This window comes from Pseudomonas arabinosi, assembly GCF_047758675.1.
Classification (GTDB): domain Bacteria; phylum Pseudomonadota; class Gammaproteobacteria; order Pseudomonadales; family Pseudomonadaceae; genus Aquipseudomonas; species Aquipseudomonas arabinosi.
The window spans coordinates 1088747-1109405 of record NZ_CP180480.1 but is presented as its reverse complement, the minus strand read 5'-3'; the positions used below and the strand labels follow the sequence as shown (position 1 = coordinate 1109405).

Genomic DNA, 20659 nt, shown 5'->3' with positions numbered 1-20659 from the left:
TCAGTTGACTGTGACCTGGCCCAAGGCCGGCTTCTGTTCCTGAGCCTGATGCTGCGGCGCGTAAACCTGAGTGAAACGCACCGGCGGCAGGTTGAACTGGCCTTTCTGCGAGAAGCGCACCAGATGACGCAGACGCAACTCGCCACTCAAGGCATCCACCGGAATCGCGTAAGCCATTTGCCCCGGTTCAAAACGCGCTTTCTCCAACGCGGACGGTTCGGTGCCAGCCTTGCCCATGAGCTTGATGCCCCACGTGGTGCGCTCGACATCGGCACCCGGCGGCAGCGGTACTTCGATCATCCCGTAGCGCAGTGGTTTGGCCGCTTTGCTGGTGATGATCACTTCGTCCAGATACAGGCTGTCGCTGGACAACGGTTTGTTGCCGACCGCTTCCAGTTTGAAGGTGAAGGCTTCGTCGCCCGGCACCAGACGCGACAGGCGACGGGTGATGGTCACGGCCATCGGATCAACCAGCGGTTGCTTGGTCTGGAAGCTCAAAGCCGCTCGCAACGGACGCTCTTGCGCACCGCTCAGCGACAGCACCGCAGGCACTGGCGCAGCCCCCTGCCACGTCCAATAAGTTTCCCCGGTATCACCGTATTTTTTCTTCCAGCCTTCACCCGGAGCCAGTGCGATGGTGGGCGAAGCCTGCTCGATGCTGCGTTGCAACCAGGTCAGCGCCAATGCACGTTCCAGGGTCGATTGCTGTGGCAACAATCGTTGCAACAACGCTTGCGCGTGAGCCTGATCGAAGGCTTGCAGCGACAGGTTCAAGGCTTCGGCAAACGGCTGCGAACTGACCGCCAATCGTTGTTGCGCGTCTGGCAATTGACGATTGAATGCGTCCGGCAGAGTCACCTTCGATTGCTTCGCCAACGAGGCAGTCAACGCACGAGCAGCCGCCAGACCGAGCGCCGAATCCGGATCGCTCATGACGATGCTGTCTTCGCCATCGTCCATCAGGTTCGCCGCATTGCCGTCGCCCGCTTTCGCCAGATCATCCATCAAGCCGCTGAGCAAGGTGTTCACCGGCAATTGCATCTGTTTGGCGAACGACAGAATCAGCGCCCGCTGCAACAGCGGCGTGTTTTTGGCCTGTTTCGAATAGACCTCCAGCACCCGCTGCCAATGCTCCGGCGGCAGGCTCAGTTCCAAGGCTTTACTGGCGTGCCAGTCAGCGTAGTAAGCGTAAGCAGTGAGGAATGCATCCGGCTCGCCGTCCATGCCCCACCAGGTGAAGCTCGCCGATGGACCAGCCATTTGCACCAGGCGCAGACGGCTGTTTTGCATGATCAGGCGCAAGCGATCACGAATCTGTGGGTTCGACGACAAGGTCGGATACGCGATGCTCAGCGGCAGCAAACGACTGGCCGTTTGTTCGACGCCGCCGTACGGATAACTCAACAGATCGTCGAGTGCCGAGCGGAACAACGCTTGCGGACTGTCGTCCAGACGCAGGCGAATATCCGTGGCATCTGCCGGCAAGGTCAGCGGCGTATCACCGCTGGCCACGTCCAGGCTTTGGCTCTGGGTCACCTGCCAGCCTTCGCCGGTCGCGGTCAGCCGCACAGCCAAGGCATCAGCCGTTTTGCCGTCTTGCACCAGCTCAGCCGTCCACTCGCCACTGGCCAACGCGAACGCTGGCAGCGCGATGTAGTTGATGCCGTTGTTCAGCGTCACGGGGACGCGTTGTTCGGTACCGCCGAAATGAATCACCAGCTCAGCCTTGGCCGGTTTTTCCGCTTGGCTGAAAGCAAACACGCCGAGATCCGGTTTGTCGCCTGTGCGGAATTTGGTCGGGCCGCTCCACTTCAGGTACAGCGGCTTTTCCGAGCGTACGAATTGCTTCTTCTGCCCGACCTGACCGTCATCGGCGATGGCCCGGGCGGTGATGCGCCAGCGGGTCAGCGAGTCCGGCATCTTGAAGGTGAAACGGGTTTTGCCGTTGGCGTCGGTGATCAATTCCGGCTGCCACGCGGCAGTATCGACGTCTTCACGACGCGGTCGCTCCAGCACTTTCACGCCCCGTTCGCTACGGTTGGCTTTGCCCGGCGCGCCAGGGCTGCCCGGCAATGCCACGTCGTAGCTGATGAACGACAGACTGGCGCTGGTGCGCACGTTGTTGCGGCGCGGGTGGTAGAAAAACTGGTCGATGGTCGGCGCAACTTCCGGTTGCAACGCGTAGACCATTTCATCCACCACACTGACCGTCAGGTGCGCTGGAACAGGCTTGCCAGCGAACTGGGTGGTCAGGTCGACCGACACGGTATCGCCCGGCTGATACGACTCTTTGTCCGTAGCAATCGCCACGTCGATTTGCGGCGCGATCACCTTGATGCCGGCGTTCTGGAAGCTGTACTGACCGCCCTTGGTGTAAAGCACGGAGAACGTCAGGTTCGGCGCAAAATTGTCCTTCACCGAGATCCGCGCGCGGTATTGGGTCTCGCTGAGTTTTTCCATCTTCAGCCAGTCGCCGCCCTTGGACAGCAGCGCTGTGGCCTCGACTTTGTCGCGTTCCAGCGACAGCAGTGCATCGATGATCGGCTCAGGGAACGTGATCAATGCGAGGGCTTCGTCGCCGGCCTTGTACTCGGGTTTATCGAGGACGATTTCCACGGTGCCCGGCACGGCTTTGACGCCGTCGCCCGTGACCGAATGCCCGGTGGCACCCACCACGCGGCCATGGTCATCCTTCAAAGTCAGGTTGTAAGTACCCGGACGGTCGAAGGCCAAGGTGAAACCTTTGTCTTTCGCGGCAAGTTTGCCCTCGCCGGTGGACTGGTCTTCCAGACGCACCCAACTGTAGCTGCCTGGCGTGACGGCTTTACTTTGCTCGCTGCCGCCTTCATTCAAGTAACTGAACGCAACCTTGTCACCCACCGCACTAAAACGCTTAGGCGCGCGCAGGCTGAAACTCGCCGCGCCGCGGTCGATGAGGATTTCCTTGGTGGTCTTGACCCGATACGCTGCGCCGTCGCTGGCGAACACGGTGAGCATGTAGCGACTCGGCTTCTCGGCAGCCGGCAGATCCAGCGTCGCGTTGCCCTTGGAGTCAGTGGTCAGTTCGGTGCTGGTCAACTCCACCGGGAATTGCCCGAGGTATTGCAGTTCGTTGTCGACCATCGACAGTTGTTGGGCGCGCAGGCTCAAGCTCAACTTGGCGTTGGCCACCGGTTTGCCGTCCGGGTACAGCAGCACGAGGCTGCCTTTTACCGGTTCGCCGGTGCGGTAGTCCTGCTTGGCCAGGTTCAGGGAAATTTCGAAGTGCGGCTTGATGTATTCGGCGACGCGGAAGGCGCTGCTGTAGGCCTGATCCTTGTAGCTGAAACGCAGCTCATAACCGCCCGCCACCGCGTTGTCCGGCAACTGGAACCGGCCTTGAGTGCCCGCCTTGGAATCGAGTTTCAGCGCCAACGATTGCAGCGCCGTGCCGGTGGCATCGAGCACAGTCACGTTGACGTCGGCTGCAGTCGGCAGCACCGAATCACGAGCGTTCTTGAACTCACGACCGACGATTTTCAGCGACACCCAATCCCCCGGCCGATACAACGGCCGGTCGGTGAAGGCATAAAGTTTGGTGTCGTAGATTTCGCTGTCGTAATAGAAGTTTTCGGAGACAAACACCCCGCCCTCTTCGTCCTCGCCAATCACAAACGAACGCTCGGGGCTGACGTGTTTCAGTCGCAGCAAACCATCGGTATCGGTGGTGCCGCTGCTCATCACGCCGAGGCCATCGGTCCACAGCACATTCACCTTCGGCACCGAACTGCCTTCATGTTTGCGCGCAGCCCACACCAGCAATTCATCACCGGCAATCTTGCTCACGGCCACGGTGTTGGACACAAAGACCATGGTGGTCGCACGGTACTTGCCGATCAGCGCTTCCACCAGGTACAGGCCCGGCTTCAGGTTACCCAAAGGAATGTAAACGTTGCCCGGCGAGACACTGACGAAGTCGCTGGAAGAACCGGCCAGGTTCACGCCTTCAGGCGGCTGGATCGGTTTGGCTTGCCACAGCGGATAGCGGAATTGGCTGACCACCGGCAAGCCCGGAATCAGCGCGAATTGCGGCTGAGCGTCGTAAGGCGTTGGCGCGACCATCGCGGTGCCCATCTTTAGTTCCGGCACTTCCTCGGTGACTTGCTTACGCGATTCGTAGGAGAACGCTCGCTGCATCACGCGACGGGATTTGCGGTACCAGTTGTCCCACAGGTACGCGAGGGTGTTCGACAGGCCTTCGCCCTTGAACTGGCCGTCGCTGACGACGCGGTGCAGGTTCTTCTGGCGCTTGAGAAAATCCAGCGGCTTGTCGATGCGGTACACGCGAATGTCGGCGCCACCGTAAGGCTCCATGCGGAACCGGCGGTAGTCGCGGCCCGGCGCTTCGAGGCGCACCATCGCCTGCTCATCGGCGGCGAAACTGCTGTCGGCCAACAGGAAAAAGCTTTCACCGGCCACCGGCGTGTAGCCGCTCGGCTCGACGGTGTCTTCGGCGTTGACCGCCGAAAAAGGAAGCACTAAGACCAACAGCAGAGGCAGTAAACGCAGCATGCGGGCACCGATCATTGGGAGAGAAAGTTCAGTCGATAGACGCCGATGAAGTTGGGGTTGGCTGCGTCGGGTATCCATCGGGTGTCCTTCCATGTCATGAGTTGCTGCAGGCTTGCGGAGCGCATGCCGTTGTCAGTCGGGGTGGTGGTGCCGGTGTGATAGGCGATGTAGCGGCCCATCCAGATCATCAGGTGCTGGTCGTCGCCCTGATCGAAAAACATCAGGTCACCGGGCCGGGCTTGCGACACGTCCCGGCTGACCAGATGGCTGTTGAACTGAATCAGTTTGATCGCGTTGACGTACGGTCCGACCTTGCCGCCGCCCTGCTGCCATTGCTGGGCGAGACCGCGCTGGGCCTCGCTCAATTGCAGCTCTGGCGGCAGGTAACGGTTGGACAAGCCATTGCTGCGCAGCCATTTATCGTCATGAACTTTCAGCGCTTCGTTGGCGGCGAAACGCACCAGGCCCGCGCAGTCCTGCTGATACCAGCGCGGGCTCGGGCCTTGGGTCAGTTGTTCCTGGGCGATGCGCACGAACCAGGCGCGGAACACCTGGGATTGCTGCGGATCCAGCGCTGCGGCTTCACTGGCAAATGCGCGACTGCCCAGCAACATCGCCAGCAGGCCAAGGCCTCGGATGAGTGCGGTCACAGGGCTTTCCATTCCAGTGGCAGCCATTGCCAGTGGCCGTCGGGTTCGCTGCCTTCCGGTAAGGTCAGGGCGTATTTGCCGTAGCCGCCGAGCTTGCGCAGTTTCGGGATCAGGTAGGTTTGCGCGGCGTTGTAGAACACCGGTTCCATGTCCTGCGGCAAGCTGTCGAGGGTTTCCTGTTGCATCAGTTGCGCCATCGAATCCGGGCCGAAGTAAACCGGCATCAGCAGGTCTTTCGGCACCACGTCGGCCATCGGCGGGAAGCGTTTGTCGAGAGTACCGAGGGCCTTGTCCACGAGTTTGTCGTCGAGGGAAAACAGCAGCGTCGAACCGTGGCGCGCCAGGCTGACTTTCATGAACGCCTTGCCGGTGATCGCGTCCGGTTGCTCGGCATCTTTGGCCTTGTAAGGACCGAAGTTGGAGCTGACCTGGCGTTGCCATTGGTGGGTTGGGCCTTCCTGTTTCTCGACCACCGGGAACGCGTGCTCTTCGACGTTGCCTTCGTAAGCACCGACCATCGAGCCGAACAGGTTGCCCAGGTCGCCGTCGAGTTTGGCGCTGTCATCATCGTTCAGGCTGGCCACCAGCAACGGCGTGTACAACCGCGAATCGGCGTACCAGCACAGGCCGGCGGCACCGGCCATGTGTTCGGTCAGGGCCTGGGCAACAGACTCTTCGGCGCCGAGTTTCACCAGCAGCGGTTTCTGTTGTTCGGCGGCGAGCGGCAAGGCGACACAGGCACTGGCGCCCATCGGCATGGCTTGCCAGATTGGTTTGAAATCGAAGTCCGGCTGGTCGTCCAGTTCGTCCATGGCGAGGAAGCTGTGCCAGCCCTTGTCGTCCATGTCGAAGCGCAGGCCGGCGAAGTTCGGGATAAAACGCTGATATCCCATGGCCAGGACGCTGGAGTTGACCGAGAGGCGTTGTTTCACTTCAGGTGCGCGCGGTGGCAGGCCAAAGGCTTCGGGAAACAGTTTCTGGCCGCCAAGCAACGCTTCCAGGGATTCCATCGAGACCATGCCGGGCTCATCGACCGGGCCGTGCCCGGTCTCGTACAGCTTCGCCGGGTTGGACAACACCACCAGTTTGTCGCCATGGGACGCGAACAGCAGCGCTTTGCTGTTGTTGTAAGTGAGCTGATACAGCGGCACCACATCGCCCGCGACCTTGATTTCACTGAGCTTGCTCAACTGCGAATCATCCAGCGCCACTTTCGCCAGCGGCTCCAGCACCTTGGCCAGACCACCGCGATCCATCACCAACAAAAAGTCTTTCAGGCGACCATCCGCCCCACGCCACAGCGCCACATCCGCTGGTTGATCGAAGATCTGTTCGATCAGGCTGTCCTGCAACTTCAGGTCATGCTCGTAAATGATCCGCCGCAGACTGCCGATCAAACCGAGACGATCCGCATGCGCTTCGTAATAGAAGACGAAATCTTCGGTCAGGGTTTCCTTGAGGAACGGCACCGCCAGCAAGTCCTTGGGCAATTGGCTCAAGGAATGGGTTTCGAGCAGACCGTCCGGCCGGCTCATGCCCAGTTTGTCGCTGGCCAACTCCGCCGGAGGCGCCTTGGGTTTGTGCATGAACCAGCCCAACCCGGCCGCGACACCGGCCACCAGGACCAGCCCGACCAACAGCGCCGGCCAGCGGCGAGGAGTTTTGGCTGCAGGCGTTTCGGCGGCCGGAGAAACAGTGTTATCGCTCATGTTCACAAAACCCGATGTCATCCGTGGAGCGGGATGCTTAATAGTTGAAAGTCTTGACCAGCAGCAGGTCACCGATGGCCCGCAGGGGCACGATGAAGGTCTCGCGTTTTTCGTCGACGGTGTTTTCGTTGAGCACCAGGTTGATCTGCGAAGTGATCACCTCGTTCTGGTTGCTGGTCTCATCGAAGTTATAGCCGCCACTGCCGAAGTTGCCCCAATAGTTCACGTAAACCAGATAGGTGCCATGCATCGGCGCGGTCATGGTGAACATTTCCGGGCCGGGGCCATCTACACCGTCCGGGTCCAGACCGCCGCCGTTGCTCATCGCCGGGCGAGCCCAGAACGCGTGTTGGCCGTCGGGAGTAATGATGTGCAGGTCGAGTTCGGCCTTCGGGTCATCCCACCCCAGGACCACGCGAATCCGCGCCGGCGTGCGCAGGTTGTTGGCTTCGTAGAATTGAACGCGCTTGAGCGACTTGCCTTCAGAGCTGCGCACTTCAACGCTGTTGGAGCCAGCGCCAAACGCATACGGCCGGGCGAAACGCCCTTGGTCGTCGGTGTACAGATTCAGCGGATTGCCGTTGACGGCCAGGGTGTGCGGCCCTCGCTGGGTGCCGATGGCCTTGAGTTGGCCCTGGATCATGGTGCGATTGCGCTGCACACCGCGATCAATGGGTGGCGTGGGATAGGCGACCTGAGGATTTTCACTGCGGTCCAGCAGGCCGGAATAACGCCAGCCACCCACCGGTTCCGACACCTCGGCCGAAGGCTCGGCCAACGCCGCGGTCGCGCAGACGAGCCCCATCAGCAATAGAAGAAATGAACGCATGTGACGCCTCCTGCCATGCATAACGAAACCTTGCGCCCGATCCTCGGCGCGTTACAGATCCAAAAACTGCGTTTCGTCAGAAAGACCCGTGACTATCGGGTCGTAGAAGGCGCGAAGATTAGCCATTCGGCGGTTTTTTAACAATCGGATACATCTATATTTGCGGTGGGATTCACGGTGATTGTTGGGCGTGAGCCGAATAGCGAGGTTATTCGGCTCACAAAATGAGCCGAATAAGATCGCTCCGTTAAGCCGTAATGCGATCTGTAGCAGCCGGACGCAGGCTTCGCCAGCTGCTACAAAGAGTGCGTCATAGCTGAACCAGTTGCCGCCGGCGCAGTGGCCGAAATGCCCGTCTCATTTGCCCATACCCCCCATGTCTGCTAGTGTCGCGCCGGTTTAACGTCAACCGGAAATAGCCGCCATGGCCCGCAAAAAAGCTGCACTGGATTTCGAACAATCTCTCGCTGACCTGCAAACGCTGGTAGAGCGTCTGGAGAACGGCGAATTGTCGCTGGAAGACTCGCTGACGGCTTTCGAGCAAGGCATCGGTCTGACCCGCGATTGCCAGGCGGCGCTGGCCCAGGCCGAGCAAAAGGTTCAGGTGCTGCTCGAGCGTGATGGCGAGCTGGCCGAGGAACCCTTCGAAGCGGATCAGCCAGAATGATTGCAGCGTATTCGGCGACCAGCCAGGCCCGCGTCAATGCTGCACTGGAAACCCTGTTCAACGCGCCGAGCCCTGAGCTCGCGCGTCTGTACGAAGCCATGCGCTACAGCGTGATGAATGGCGGCAAACGGGTCCGCCCGCTGCTGGCCTACGCCGCGTGCGAAGCGCTGGGCGGCAAGGCTGAGCAAGCCAACGGTGCGGCGTGCGCGGTGGAGCTGATTCACGCTTATTCCCTGGTGCATGACGATTTGCCGGCCATGGACGACGACGATCTGCGTCGCGGTCAGCCGACCACTCACAAAAAATTCGATGAAGCCTGCGCGATTCTGGCCGGTGACGGCTTGCAGAGCCTGGCCTTCAGCGCCCTGCTTGATCCACGCCTGAGCAACTCTGACGCTGCTCTCACCTCCGATCACCTCCGCCTGCAAATGGTCAGCGCTCTCGCATTGGCCGCAGGCCCGGCCGGCATGGTCGGCGGTCAAGCCATTGACCTCGGTTCGGTCGGTCTGAAACTCGATCAAAAAGCCCTCGAATACATGCACCGGCACAAGACCGGCGCGCTGATCGAAGTCAGCGTCAAGCTCGGCGCCCTGGCCAGCGGTCGTGCCGAGAAGGACGAACTGAAGTCTTTGCAGGCTTATGCACAGGCCATCGGCCTCGCGTTCCAAGTGCAGGACGACATTCTCGACGTCGAAAGCGATACCGAAACCCTCGGCAAACGCCAGGGCGCCGACATCGCACGCGACAAGCCAACCTACCCGGCCCTGCTCGGTCTCGACGCAGCAAAGGCCTACGCCCTGGAACTGCGCGATCAGGCCCTGCATGCGCTGCGACCGTTTGACGCGGCGGCCGAGCCGTTGCGCGATCTGGCCCGGTACATCGTTGACCGGCGCAGCTGATGGCGTATCCGCCAAGTTAAAAGCAACGCGTGGGCAGGGGGCGATGCATCAGGTAAACTGCCGCATCTTTTATACCTATAACGATTCGCCTGATGCCCACGACGTTTCATGAGATTCCCCGCAAGCGCCCGACCACGCCCCTGCTCGACCGTGCCAACACGCCGGACGGCCTGCGCCGGTTAGGCGAAGCCGAGCTGGAAACCCTGGCTGATGAGTTGCGCCAGGAATTGCTCTACACGGTCGGTCAGACCGGCGGGCATTTCGGTGCCGGCCTGGGCGTCATCGAGCTGACTATCGCGTTGCATTACGTCTTCGACACCCCGGACGACCGGCTGGTGTGGGACGTGGGTCATCAGGCCTATCCGCACAAAATCCTCACCGGCCGTCGCGAGCGCATGGGCACCCTGCGCCAGAAGGACGGCGTCGCAGCCTTCCCGCGTCGTTCCGAGAGCGAGTACGACACCTTTGGCGTCGGCCACTCCAGCACGTCGATCAGCGCAGCGCTGGGCATGGCCATTGCCGCCCGCCTGCAAAACAGTGATCGCAAGGCGATTGCCGTGATCGGCGATGGCGCACTGACCGCCGGCATGGCTTTCGAGGCGCTGAACCATGCGCCGGAAGTGAACGCCAACATGCTGGTGATTCTCAACGACAACGACATGTCGATCTCGCGCAACGTCGGCGGGCTGTCGAATTACCTGGCGAAAATCCTTTCCAGCCGCACTTACGCGAGCATGCGTGAAGGCAGCAAAAAGGTCCTGTCGCGCCTGCCCGGCGCTTGGGAAATCGCCCGTCGCACCGAAGAATACGCAAAAGGCATGCTGGTTCCCGGCACGCTGTTTGAAGAGCTGGGCTGGAACTACATCGGCCCGATCGATGGCCACGACCTGCCGACCCTGATCGCCACCCTGCGCAACATGCGTGATCTCAAAGGCCCGCAGTTCCTGCACATCGTCACCAAGAAAGGCAAAGGCTTCGCCCCGGCGGAAGTCGACCCGATCGGTTACCACGCGATCACCAAACTCGAACCGCTGGACGCTCCGGCCGCCGCGCCGAAGAAAGCGGGCGGACCGAAGTATTCCGGTGTGTTCGGTGAATGGCTGTGTGACATGGCCGCGTCTGATCCGCGCTTGGTCGGCATCACTCCCGCGATGAAAGAAGGCTCCGATCTGGTGGCCTTCAGCGAGCGTTTCCCGCTGCGCTATTTCGATGTGGCGATTGCCGAGCAACACGCCGTGACCCTCGCGGCCGGCATGGCCTGCGAAGGCGCGAAGCCGGTGGTGGCGATTTATTCGACGTTCCTGCAACGTGGCTACGATCAATTGATTCATGACGTCGCGGTGCAAAACCTCGACGTGCTGTTCGCCATCGACCGCGCGGGCCTGGTGGGCGAAGACGGTCCGACTCACGCGGGCAGCTTCGACCTGTCGTTCCTGCGCTGCATCCCCGGCATGCTGGTGATGACCCCGAGCGACGAAAACGAACTGCGCAAAATGCTCACCACCGGCCACCTGTTCAACGGCCCGGCGGCGGTGCGTTATCCGCGCGGCTCTGGCCCGAACGCGACGATCGAGAAAAACCTCGAGCCGATCGAAATCGGCAAGGGTGTGGTTCGTCGTCAGGGCAGCAAAGTCGCCCTGCTGGTGTTCGGCGTGCAACTGGCCGAGGCGCTGAAAGTCGCCGAGACGCTGGATGCCACCGTGGTCGACATGCGTTTCGTCAAACCGCTCGATGAAGCACTGGTTCGCGAGATCGCCGGCAGCCACGAGTTGCTGGTGACCATCGAAGAGAACGCGATCATGGGCGGTGCCGGTGGCGCCGTCAGCGAGTTTCTCGCCCGCGAAAACATCCTCAAGTCGATGCTGCAGCTGGGCTTGCCGGACAGTTACGTCGAGCACGCCAAGCCTGCGCAAATGCTGGCCGAGTGCGGGCTGGATGAGGCCGGGATCGAGGCTTCGGTGCGTGAGCGCTTGCAACTGCTGAACATCTAAACCTCAGACTTATGCAAAACCCCTTGTGGGAGCGAGCCTGCTCGCGATAGCGGACTGACAGTCAACTTATTCATTGACTGACACACCGTCATCGCGAGCAGGCTCGCTCCCACATTGGTTTTCTGTGTCCTTCAAAATTTGTGTTCGGCCTGAAGTGCCAATGGACTGTCGATGAAACTCTCTCCCCTCGCCCTGACGCTGACCCTGCTGCCGGCCGGCCAACTGCTGGCCGCCCCCTTCGAACGCGACCAGGCCCTGAAGCTTCCCGACGTGCTGATCAGCGCCAACCGTCAGGTCGAAGCGCGCAATGACAGCAGCGCCGCCAACACCGTGTTCACCCGCGAAGACATTGATCGTCTGCAACCGAGCAGCGTGACTGACTTGCTGCGTCGTGTGCCGGGTGTGGAGGTCGGACAAACCGGCGGGCGCGGGAGTCTGCCGGGGATTTACATTCGCGGCACCAAGTCGGCCCAAAGCCTGGTGCTGGTTGACGGCCAGCGCATCGGCAACTCCACCTCGGGCGACAGCAACCTGCAACACATCAACATCGAACAGGTCGAGCGCGTGGAAGTGCTGCGCGGCTCCCGCTCGGTGATTTATGGCAGCGATGCGATTGGCGGGGTGATCCAGATCTTCACTCGTCGCGGTGGCGAGCAAGGTTTGCAACCGCGAATGCACGTGGGCTTTGGCAGCAACCAGACCTGGGAACGCAGCCTCGGGCTGTCCGGCGGCGATGAGCAAACTCGCTTCAATCTGGGCGCCAGCCTCGATGAGACCGCCGGGATCAATCGCACCCGTGAGTCGTATCCCAGCGATGGCGATCATGACGAGTACCGCAACAAATCGGTGAGTTTGAGCCTGAGTCACGCCCTCACCGACGACATCGAAATCGGCGCCAACCTGCTGGATAACCGTGGCAAAAGTGAGTTCGACAATCCGTTCGGCCGCTTCGACATGGACACGTTCGAGTCAGTCCAGCAGCAACCCTACAGCGACTTCACGGTCAGCAGCGTCAGCAGTTACGTCGATGCGCGGATCAATGACCTGTGGAAAACCCGCGTCGAGTTCGGCCACAGCGAAAACCGCGAGAAGACTTTGGACAAGCTCAGTGACGAACTCAGTGTGTTCAACACTTACCGTGATTCGGTGAACTGGCAGAACGACCTGACCCTAGACGAGCGCAACAGCCTGATCCTCGGCGGCGACTGGTACGAAGACCGGATCAACAGCAGCACGCCATTCGACGAGGACAGCCGCTGGAACCGTGCCGCGTTCATTCAACATCATTACCAGGCGGATAGTTTCTCCACCGAACTGGGCCTGCGCCGGGATCAGAACCAGCAGTTCGGCGGCCAGAACAGCTGGAGCGGCACCTTCACCCTGCCGCTGAATCCGGACAACGATGTGCTGCTGACCTACAGCGAAGGCTTCCGCGCGCCGACGTTCAATGATCTGTATTACCCCGACTTCAGTAATCCTGATCTGAAACCAGAAACCTCGAAAAGCTATGAGCTGCAGTGGCGCAGTCAACTGACCGACACCGCTCGCCTGGAGGCTTCGCTTTACCGTACGGACCTGGAAGACGCGATTATTTTCGGCAGCAACTCACGGCCGCAGAACGTGGCCTCGGCACGGATCAACGGGTTTGAAGCGGCATTGAAACAGGAACTGTTTGGCTGGCAGAGCAACCTCGGCGTGGCGATCATCGACCCACGGGATCGCGACAGCGGTCACACCCTGGCTCGGCGCGCGCGGCGGACCTTGAGTCTGGATCTGGATCGGCAATTCGACCGGCTAGGACTCGGCGCCAGTTGGCAGGCTGTGAGCAGCAGCTACGACGATGAGAACAATCAGCAGCCGTTGGGCGGGTATGCGTTGCTGGGGTTGCGCAGTAGCTGGGAATTGAATCGTGAGATCAAGCTTGAGCTGAAGGTCGATAACCTGCTGGACAAGGGTTACAGCCGGGCGCTGTACAGCCATGATGGCAGCCAGAATGGGTATCGCGAGGAAGGTCGGGCGTGGATGTTTGGCGTGACCTGGACGCCGGAGCTCTGACCTGAGGTTAGTGGCGTTTGGGCTGGCCTCATCGCGAGCAAGCTCGCTCCCACACTGGTTCTGTGATCGGCATAAAACCCTGTGGGAGCGAGCTTGCTCGCGATGCAGGCACCTCGGTTTCAGCGATCGGGTGCGATCACCTGGCACAACTTGGCCGTCGCTTCGATCATCTGCCCACTCGGCCGCTCCAGCCCCTTATCCGTCACCAGCAGCAATTGCCCCTGCGCCACTGCTGCAACCTGCGGCCAGGCTTTCCACGCATCGAGTTGCGCCTGATCACTGGCCAGAATCACGTCTGGATTACGCTGCAATACCGCCTCGACACTGACCTGCGGCGCCGGCAATGTCAGGTCGGCAAACACATTGCGCGCCCCGCACACTTCAAGCGCATCGCTGATGATCTGCCCACCACCAACGGTGTAAAGCGGCCGATCCCAGACCTGATAAAACACCCGCAATGGCACATCCCGACGATAGCGCTGGCGCAGCGAATCCAATCGTTGACGCAACTTTTCAGCCAATAAAACGCCACGTTCCAGACGGCCGAGCTGTGAGGCAATCGCCTCAATCTGCGACGTGAGTTGTTCGAGGTTATGGGGTTCTGCAACGTAGGTCGGGAGGTTCAACCGTTTGAGCTGTTCACGCTGGGCCGGGCCAACGCTGCCGGGCCAGAGCAACAGCAGATCGGGTTTGAGACTGAGCAACTGCTCCATGTCCAACTGGCCGTAGCGGCCAACCGAAGGAAGGTCTTTGAGCTCGTCAGGACGCTCACCGGCATCCAGCACACCCACCAGCAGGTCGGCTGAACCCAGCTCAACAACGATTTCAGAGAGAGACGGCGCGAGGCTGACAACGCGTTCGACCGCAGCCGCCGGGCCGCTGACGGCCAGCAGCAAAACCGCCAGCCAGACGGGTCGCATCAGCCGAGTTGACGCGGAATACGGTAGAGGTAAAACAGCACCAGGGTCGACAGCGACAGCAGCATCAACGGCACGGCTTCAAGACCGACGAATACCGCCAGCGCGCCGATCCAGGCCGGCAGGCCGGCAGCCAGGAATGCCGTGCGACGCTTGGCAGCCAGGGCGATCCAGGCAGCAGGTTCTTCAGGGGTATCGAGGGCTTTTTGAGTGGCGATCAACGCGTGTTTGTATCCGCCAAAGAATTTCAGGCTGACAAACATCGACGCCACACCCGCGATGAACAACGGCATCGCCAGCACCGGCAGGATCTCCTCGCTCTGGCCAAATACGCCGTTGATCACAATCAGCGGCACCAAGGCCAGCGCCAGGTATTGCCACCAATTGACGGACAGTCGCCGCCGAACCTGACCGCGGGTCACGCCCGGTCAGCCTCACCCTGATGCTCGTTGCCCATCATGTGGTCGAGCTTGCTGGCCTTGGTGGCCAGGTAGAGTTTGTTATGCGGGTTATGACCGGTGTGCAGCGGCACACGCTCGGCGACCACGATGCCCATGTCGGTCAAGGCTTTGACCTTGCGTGGGTTATTAGTCATCAAACGGAGGGATTTCACGCCCAGGTGCTCCAGCATCGGCAGGCACATGGCGTAGTCACGTTGGTCGGCGGCAAAGCCCAGACGCTCGTTGGCTTCAACGGTATCGGCGCCGCCATCCTGCAATTCATAGGCGCGGATCTTGTTCAACAGGCCAATGCCACGACCTTCTTGACGCAAGTACAGCAACACGCCACGGCCTTCACGGGCGATGGCCTGCAAGGCAGCCTCGAGTTGCGAGCCGCAGTCGCAACGCTGACTGAACAAGGCATCGCCGGTCAGGCATTCGGAGTGCAACCGGCCGAGTACCGGGGCACCGTCGGCGAACTCACCCAGGCTCAGCACAACGTGCTCGCGCCCGTTTTCTTCATCGAGAAAGCCGTGCATGGTGAATTGCGCAAAAGGCGTTGGCAGCTTGGAAGCGGCGACAAAAACGACAGGCACCGGTGTGCTCCTGATCAATAAGTACTGGAGATTCGCAGAGGCGGCATTGTAACAGCACGTTCCGACAGACGCTTAGGCTGAATTATGGGGCATAACAATCAAAAAGTTAGATATCGACCCTGCCGTCGACCGTGTGGGAGCGGGCTTGCTCGCGAATGCGGTATGTCAGCCGGCATCAATGCTAGCTGATACACCGCATTCGCGAGCAAGCCCGCTCCCACATTGACCGTGTTTAGTTCGGGTCGAACGGATAGGGTTGTTTCCAGCGCTCGAAGATCGGTTTCAGCTGGCCGTTTTTCACCAGTTGTTCCATACGCTGATCGAACAGCGCCATCAGGGAGCGAGCCTTGGGGGTCTTGGCAAAGCACAGATACAGCGGCAATTCCGCGATGTGGGTGCGACGAAACTGTGACGGATCCTTGGCCCACTTGAGGACATAGTCGACCTCGGTCAGCGCGTCGATGTAAAAGTCCGCTCGGTTGTGGGTCAACATCGACAAAATCCCGGTACGCCGCATGACTTCGTTATAGCGGCGTACGTTGGGCAGGTAATCCTGATAATCGTAGCCGCGGACCCAGGCCAGTCGATAGCTGCCCAGGGTTTCCGGGGTCGGCGCGGGGTTGCTGGCCAGGCCCAAGGCATAGATGTGATCGGTATCGAAGTTCCAGCGCGGATAGAGCAGATCGCTGGACTCATCAAGATAGGAGCCGACACAGGCATCCACTTCGCCGCGCTGGGCCAGGCCCATGGAGCGGATGTAGGGTTCGCTGCGGATGTCCAGTTTGACCCCCGCCGGCTCGAAGACTTCCCGCAACACGTCCCAGCCCAGACCGCGGCCATCGGCGGCGGTGTAGTCTTCCCAGTCTTCGCTGGCCAGATGAATCACCGACGGCGGCGTCGCCTCGTCACTCGCCTGGGCGAGCGAGCAAAACATCGCGAAAATCATCACAGCCAACCAGCGTCGAGCCATCCCTAGTCCCCTGTTTTGCCCGTCAGGCAAAAATCCATACCAGCCCCTGCATCGCCAACCACGCAAATACCCCGGCCAATACGTCATCGAGCATGATCCCGACGCCGCCGTGCACATGCCGGTCGATCCAGCGAATCGGCCACGGCTTGAGGATGTCGAAGAAGCGGAACATCAGAAACCCCGCCAACAACCAGTACCAACCTTCCGGCACCAGCCATAAGGTGATCCACATCCCGACCATTTCGTCCCAGACGATGCCTTCATGGTCGTGCACCCGCAAATCGTCGGCGACCTTGCCGCACAGCCAGAAGCCAAACAGCATGGTGATGCCGAGCATCAGCCAGTAACCCCAATCGGGCAGCATCTGCCACAACGGGATAAAGGGTAGCGCAACTAACGAACCCCAGGTGCCCGGTGCTTTTGGCAGGGTGCCCGAGCCGAAGCCGAACGCCAGGAAATGCCACGGATTGCGCCAGACCGACGGCGGTACGAATTCCGCCGGGACCTGCTTGGGATGATCTGTCACGGTGTCTCCCGAAAATGTTGATAGCCCCGGGCTTGCGGGGTGATGTCTTGACCGTCGGCGTCCAGCAGCACCACGCCCTGCCCCGTCACAACACGCCCGACCACATGGATCGGCCAGCCGTCGCTCAACAATTGCGGCAGCTCGACGGACGGCAAGGTAAAGGCCAGCACGTAATCATCACCACCGCTCAGGGCCGCTTTTTCGGCACCCGACTGGCCGAGGAAGGCGACTAAAGCGTTCGACAATGGCAGCGTGTCCAGCTCAACCTGAATGCCGACCTGTGACGCGAGGGCGATATGCCCGCAGTCGGCGAGCAGGCCGTCGGAGATGTCCAGCGCCGAGGTCGCTTTGCCGCGAAGCGCCATTCCCAGCCCAAGCTGCGGCTGCGGCGACCAGTAGTGTGCCAATAGCGGATCGGCGATGGCGGCTTCAGCCGTCCGCTGGCCGAGTACCAGCGGCAATGCCCCCGCCGCGTTGCCAAGTTCACCGCCAACGCACAGCAAGTCGCCAGGCTGCGCACCGCTGCGGGTCAACGCCAGACCTGCCGGCACACGGCCGAACACGGTCATCGTCAGGCTCAACGGCCCACGGGTGGTATCACCGCCCACCAGCGCCACACCGCAGTGCTGCGCCATGATGTTCAAACCACGGGCGTAGGCGTCCAGCCAATCGGCGGTCACCGTCGGCAAAGTCAGCGCAAGGGTAAAGGCAACGGGAGTAGCGCCCATGGCAGCCAGATCGCTGACGGCCACGGCCAGCGAACGCTGACCGAGCAGAAACGGGTCGCAAGGATCTGCGAAATGCACACCGGCAACCAGTGTGTCGGTGGAAATGGCCAACTGCTCCCCGGGGGGAACAGCCAGCAAGGCGCAGTCATCGCCGATCCCGAGGGCAACGCCTTCGCCGCCTTGCGCACAAGGCGCGGCGGCGAAGAAATTGCGGATCAGCTCAAACTCACCCATCGCAAATTCAAGCGCCGATTAGCGCTTGAACGCCTTCACTTCAGCTTCACGCAGACGCGGGGCCAGCTTGTCGAGTACACCGTTGACGAACTTGTGACCGTCGGTGGAACCGAAGACTTTCGCCAGCTCGATACCTTCGTTGATCACAACGCGGTACGGCACGTCGACGCGCTTGAGCAGTTCCCAGGTCGACAGGCGCAGAACGGCCAGTTCAACCGGGTCCAGCTCTTCGATGGTGATGTCCAGGCACGGCGTCAGTGCAGCGTCGATCTCAGGCTTGTGGGCCGGAACGCCGTGCAGGATGTCGTGAAAGTAAGCGGCATCGACATCGCTGAAATCGTTATCGACCCGGAACTGCGCTTCGATCTCGTTCAAAGATTGCTTGGCCATGTGCCACTGGTACAGCGCCTGAGTCGCAAGCTGACGGGCTTCGCGACGCTTGACGCTTTTCGATGGCTTGCCGGCATCCGCAGGCTTTGGATCGCGCGGGTTGAAACGATCGCTTTCGTCGCTAATCACTTGGCCTCCAACTGCGCCAGCAGGCTGACCATTTCCAGAGCGGACAGGGCAGCTTCAGCACCTTTGTTACCGGCCTTGGTGCCGGAACGTTCGATGGCTTGCTCGATGGAATCAACGGTCAGCACGCCAAATGCGACTGGAACGCCGAACTCCATGGACACCTGGGACAGGCCCTTGGTGCATTCGCCAGCCACGTATTCGAAGTGCGGAGTACCGCCACGAATGACCGCGCCCAGGGCGATGATTGCCGCGTATTCGCCCTTCTGAGCGACTTTCTGCGCAACCAGCGGGATTTCGAAGGCGCCAGGTGCGCGGATGATGGTGATGTCGCTTTCGCTCACGCCGTGGCGAACCAGGGCATCAACTGCACCGCTGACCAGACTTTCAACGACGAAGCTGTTGAAACGGCCTACTACCAAAGCGTAGCGGCCTTTAGGGGCGATGAAGGTACCTTCGATGGTCTTCAGGGTCATTCGTTAGATCTCTTAAAGAGCCGGGACGCGTTTTCTACGCGTCCCTCAGTGATGTGTTAACCGCGAATCAAGGACTGGAAACAACCGGTCATTATTCGGAGGGCACGTATTCTACAACTTCCAGATCGAAACCGGATATCGCATTAAATTTCATTGGCGCACTCATCAGGCGCATTTTACGCACGCCCAGGTCCCGAAGGATCTGCGAACCGGCACCGACGATGCTGTAGGTGGTCGGTTTTTTCGCCGGTACGTGCTCCGCGGTTTCGCGGATATGCGCCAGCAACACGTCGCCATCGAGCGGGTGACCGAGCAACAGCACGACACCGCTGCCAGCCTCGGCAACCGCAGCCATCGCGGCGCGCAGGCTCCAGCGACCAGGTTGCTTGACCATCAACAGGTCGCGCAACGGGTCCATGTTGTGCACCCGAACCAGGGTCGGCTCTTCGGCGCACACGGTGCCCAGAGTCAGGGCCATGTGCACATCGCCTTCCACGGAATCACGATAGGTCACCAGGTTGAATTGGCCCAGTTCGCTGTCCAGCGGCTGCTCGGCAATCCGCTGAACGGTACGTTCGTGGATCATCCGGTAGTGAATCAGGTCGGCGATGGTGCCGATCTTGATGTTGTGTTCGGCAGCAAACGCTTCCAGTTCCGCGCGGCGGGACATGGTGCCGTCGTCGTTCATCACTTCGCAGATCACGCCGCTCGGCTCGAAACCGGCCATGCGCGCCAGGTCGCACGCCGCTTCGGTGTGGCCGGCGCGAGCGAGGGTGCCGCCAGCCTGGGCCATCAGCGGGAAGATGTGGCCGGGGCTGACGATGTCTTCAGCCTTGGCGTCTTTCGCGGCAGCGGCCTGCACGGTACGCGCACGGTCAGCGGCGGAAATGCCGGTGGTCACGCCGGTGGCCGCCTCGATGGACACGGTGAACTTGGTGCCGAAACCGGAACCGTTACGGGGCGCCATCAAAGGCAGCTTCAGCAGTTCGCAGCGCTCGCGGCTCATCGGCATGCAGATCAGGCCACGGGCGTGCTTGGCCATGAAGTTGATGTGTTCTGGCTGGCAGCACTCGGCGGCCATGATCAAGTCGCCTTCGTTCTCGCGATCTTCGTCATCCATGAGGATGACCATCTTGCCTTGGCGGATGTCTTCAACCAGTTCTTCGATGCTATTGAGCGCCACAAGGCACCCCCTTGGGTCAGGATTTGAGGTAGCCGTTCTCGGCCAGAAAGCTTTCGGTGATGTTACTGGACGTAGGCTCTGCGGCCTTGTCACCTAGTAACAGGCGTTCCAGATAACGTGCCAGCAAGTCAACTTCAAGATTCACCCGGCGACCTGGCTGGTAAGACGCCATGATGGTTTCGCTCAGGGTGTGCGGAATGATCGTCAGCAGGAACTCGGCGCCATCGACCGCGTTCACGGTCAGGCTGGTGCCGTCGACGGTGATCGAGCCTTTATGGGCGATGTACTTGGCCAGCTCTTTCGGGGCGCGGATGCGGAACTCCACCGCGCGAGCATTCTCGGTACGGGCAACCACTTCGCCCACGCCATCGACGTGGCCGCTGACCAGATGCCCGCCGAGGCGAGTGGTCGGTGTCAGGGCTTTTTCCAGGTTCACCGGACTGCCGCTTTTCAGGTCGTTCATCGCGGTGCAGTCGAGGGTTTCGCGGCTGACGTCCGCCGCAAAGCCGTTGCCTGGCAATTCAACCGCGGTCAGGCACACGCCGTTGACCGCGATGCTGTCGCCCAGTTTGACGTCGCTCAGGTCGAGCTTGCCGGTTTCTACGTGTACCCGCACATCTCCGCCTTTTGGGGTCAATGCACGAATACTGCCGATGGATTCGATGATGCCGGTAAACATGGAGTCCTCCTCGAGAACAAGACCTTCGCTTGGCGCAGGCCGG

At 60.8% G+C, this 20659-nt stretch carries 18 protein-coding genes; 4 read left to right on the top strand and 14 right to left on the bottom strand.

The annotated features are described in order from the left end of the window. The 4 genes from ACMXYJ_RS05045 to ACMXYJ_RS05030 are packed head-to-tail and all read right to left on the bottom strand — an operon-like array spanning window position 1 to window position 7739. A complete protein-coding gene (locus ACMXYJ_RS05045; protein WP_415758983.1) occupies window positions 1–4566 on the bottom strand; it encodes an alpha-2-macroglobulin family protein in 4566 nt (1521 codons plus the stop codon). Next, complete coding sequence (locus ACMXYJ_RS05040; RefSeq protein WP_415758982.1) at window positions 4563–5213, bottom strand: DUF1175 domain-containing protein; 651 nt, start codon at window positions 5211–5213, stop codon at window positions 4563–4565. Before ACMXYJ_RS05040 ends, ACMXYJ_RS05045 begins: the two co-directional genes overlap by 4 nt. Then, on the bottom strand, window positions 5198–6910 hold the full coding sequence (locus ACMXYJ_RS05035) for a DUF2138 domain-containing protein (protein WP_415758981.1): 1713 nt from the start codon (window positions 6908–6910) through the stop codon (window positions 5198–5200). Before ACMXYJ_RS05035 ends, ACMXYJ_RS05040 begins: the two co-directional genes overlap by 16 nt. A gap of 37 nt (window positions 6911–6947) precedes the next feature. Further along, window positions 6948–7739, bottom strand: a complete 792-nt coding sequence (locus tag ACMXYJ_RS05030) for a YfaP family protein (RefSeq protein ID WP_415758980.1) — start codon at window positions 7737–7739, stop codon at window positions 6948–6950. A gap of 424 nt (window positions 7740–8163) precedes the next feature. On the opposite strand from ACMXYJ_RS05030, the gene ACMXYJ_RS05025 reads away from it, so the two are divergent. The 4 genes from ACMXYJ_RS05025 (at window position 8164) to ACMXYJ_RS05010 (ending at window position 13351) form a co-directional block, all read left to right on the top strand. After that, window positions 8164–8406: an exodeoxyribonuclease VII small subunit gene (locus ACMXYJ_RS05025; RefSeq protein WP_056743654.1), complete on the top strand. Its 243-nt coding sequence runs from the start codon at window positions 8164–8166 to the stop codon at window positions 8404–8406. Further along, window positions 8403–9305 carry a polyprenyl synthetase family protein gene (locus ACMXYJ_RS05020; RefSeq protein ID WP_415758979.1) on the top strand — a complete coding sequence of 301 codons (903 nt, stop codon included), beginning with the start codon at window positions 8403–8405 and terminating at the stop codon, window positions 9303–9305. The genes ACMXYJ_RS05025 and ACMXYJ_RS05020 overlap by 4 nt, the downstream gene beginning before the upstream one ends. Window positions 9306–9397: 92 nt before the next feature. Beyond that, window positions 9398–11296 (top strand): 1-deoxy-D-xylulose-5-phosphate synthase, encoded by a 1899-nt coding sequence (dxs, locus tag ACMXYJ_RS05015; protein ID WP_415758978.1) that lies wholly within the window; start codon window positions 9398–9400, stop codon window positions 11294–11296. A gap of 171 nt (window positions 11297–11467) precedes the next feature. Then, complete coding sequence (locus tag ACMXYJ_RS05010; protein WP_415758977.1) at window positions 11468–13351, top strand: TonB-dependent receptor domain-containing protein; 1884 nt, start codon at window positions 11468–11470, stop codon at window positions 13349–13351. Between the two features lie 119 nt (window positions 13352–13470). Here the strand turns inward: ACMXYJ_RS05010 and ACMXYJ_RS05005 are convergent, their stop codons facing one another. The 10 genes from ACMXYJ_RS05005 to ACMXYJ_RS04960 form a co-directional block, all read right to left on the bottom strand. Then, window positions 13471–14271, bottom strand: a complete 801-nt coding sequence (locus tag ACMXYJ_RS05005) for a cobalamin-binding protein (protein ID WP_415758976.1) — start codon at window positions 14269–14271, stop codon at window positions 13471–13473. Beyond that, entirely contained in the window at window positions 14271–14690 is a 420-nt protein-coding gene (locus ACMXYJ_RS05000) for an MFS transporter (RefSeq protein ID WP_415758975.1), read from the bottom strand. The genes ACMXYJ_RS05005 and ACMXYJ_RS05000 overlap by 1 nt, the downstream gene beginning before the upstream one ends. After that, the gene (gene ribA / locus ACMXYJ_RS04995) at window positions 14687–15304 is read right to left on the bottom strand and encodes a GTP cyclohydrolase II (RefSeq protein WP_027924335.1); all 618 of its coding nucleotides are present in this window, start codon (window positions 15302–15304) and stop codon (window positions 14687–14689) included. The genes ACMXYJ_RS05000 and ribA overlap by 4 nt, the downstream gene beginning before the upstream one ends. Window positions 15305–15536: 232 nt before the next feature. Next, entirely contained in the window at window positions 15537–16274 is a 738-nt protein-coding gene (locus ACMXYJ_RS04990) for a substrate-binding periplasmic protein (RefSeq protein ID WP_415758974.1), read from the bottom strand. Between the two features lie 22 nt (window positions 16275–16296). Beyond that, window positions 16297–16800 (bottom strand): phosphatidylglycerophosphatase A family protein, encoded by a 504-nt coding sequence (locus ACMXYJ_RS04985; protein WP_003228639.1) that lies wholly within the window; start codon window positions 16798–16800, stop codon window positions 16297–16299. After that, on the bottom strand, window positions 16797–17762 hold the full coding sequence (gene thiL / locus ACMXYJ_RS04980) for a thiamine-phosphate kinase (protein WP_415758973.1): 966 nt from the start codon (window positions 17760–17762) through the stop codon (window positions 16797–16799). Before thiL ends, ACMXYJ_RS04985 begins: the two co-directional genes overlap by 4 nt. An 18-nt stretch (window positions 17763–17780) precedes the next feature. After that, window positions 17781–18281, bottom strand: coding sequence for a transcription antitermination factor NusB (gene nusB / locus ACMXYJ_RS04975; RefSeq protein ID WP_008153530.1), 501 nt, complete (start codon window positions 18279–18281; stop codon window positions 17781–17783). Next, the gene (ribH, locus tag ACMXYJ_RS04970) at window positions 18278–18754 is read right to left on the bottom strand and encodes a 6,7-dimethyl-8-ribityllumazine synthase (protein ID WP_074871273.1); all 477 of its coding nucleotides are present in this window, start codon (window positions 18752–18754) and stop codon (window positions 18278–18280) included. Before ribH ends, nusB begins: the two co-directional genes overlap by 4 nt. A gap of 91 nt (window positions 18755–18845) precedes the next feature. After that, window positions 18846–19937 (bottom strand): bifunctional 3,4-dihydroxy-2-butanone-4-phosphate synthase/GTP cyclohydrolase II, encoded by a 1092-nt coding sequence (gene ribBA / locus ACMXYJ_RS04965; protein WP_033059428.1) that lies wholly within the window; start codon window positions 19935–19937, stop codon window positions 18846–18848. A 16-nt stretch (window positions 19938–19953) separates the two neighbouring features. Next, window positions 19954–20616: a riboflavin synthase gene (locus ACMXYJ_RS04960; protein ID WP_008042951.1), complete on the bottom strand. Its 663-nt coding sequence runs from the start codon at window positions 20614–20616 to the stop codon at window positions 19954–19956. Window positions 20617–20659 lie beyond the last annotated feature (43 nt).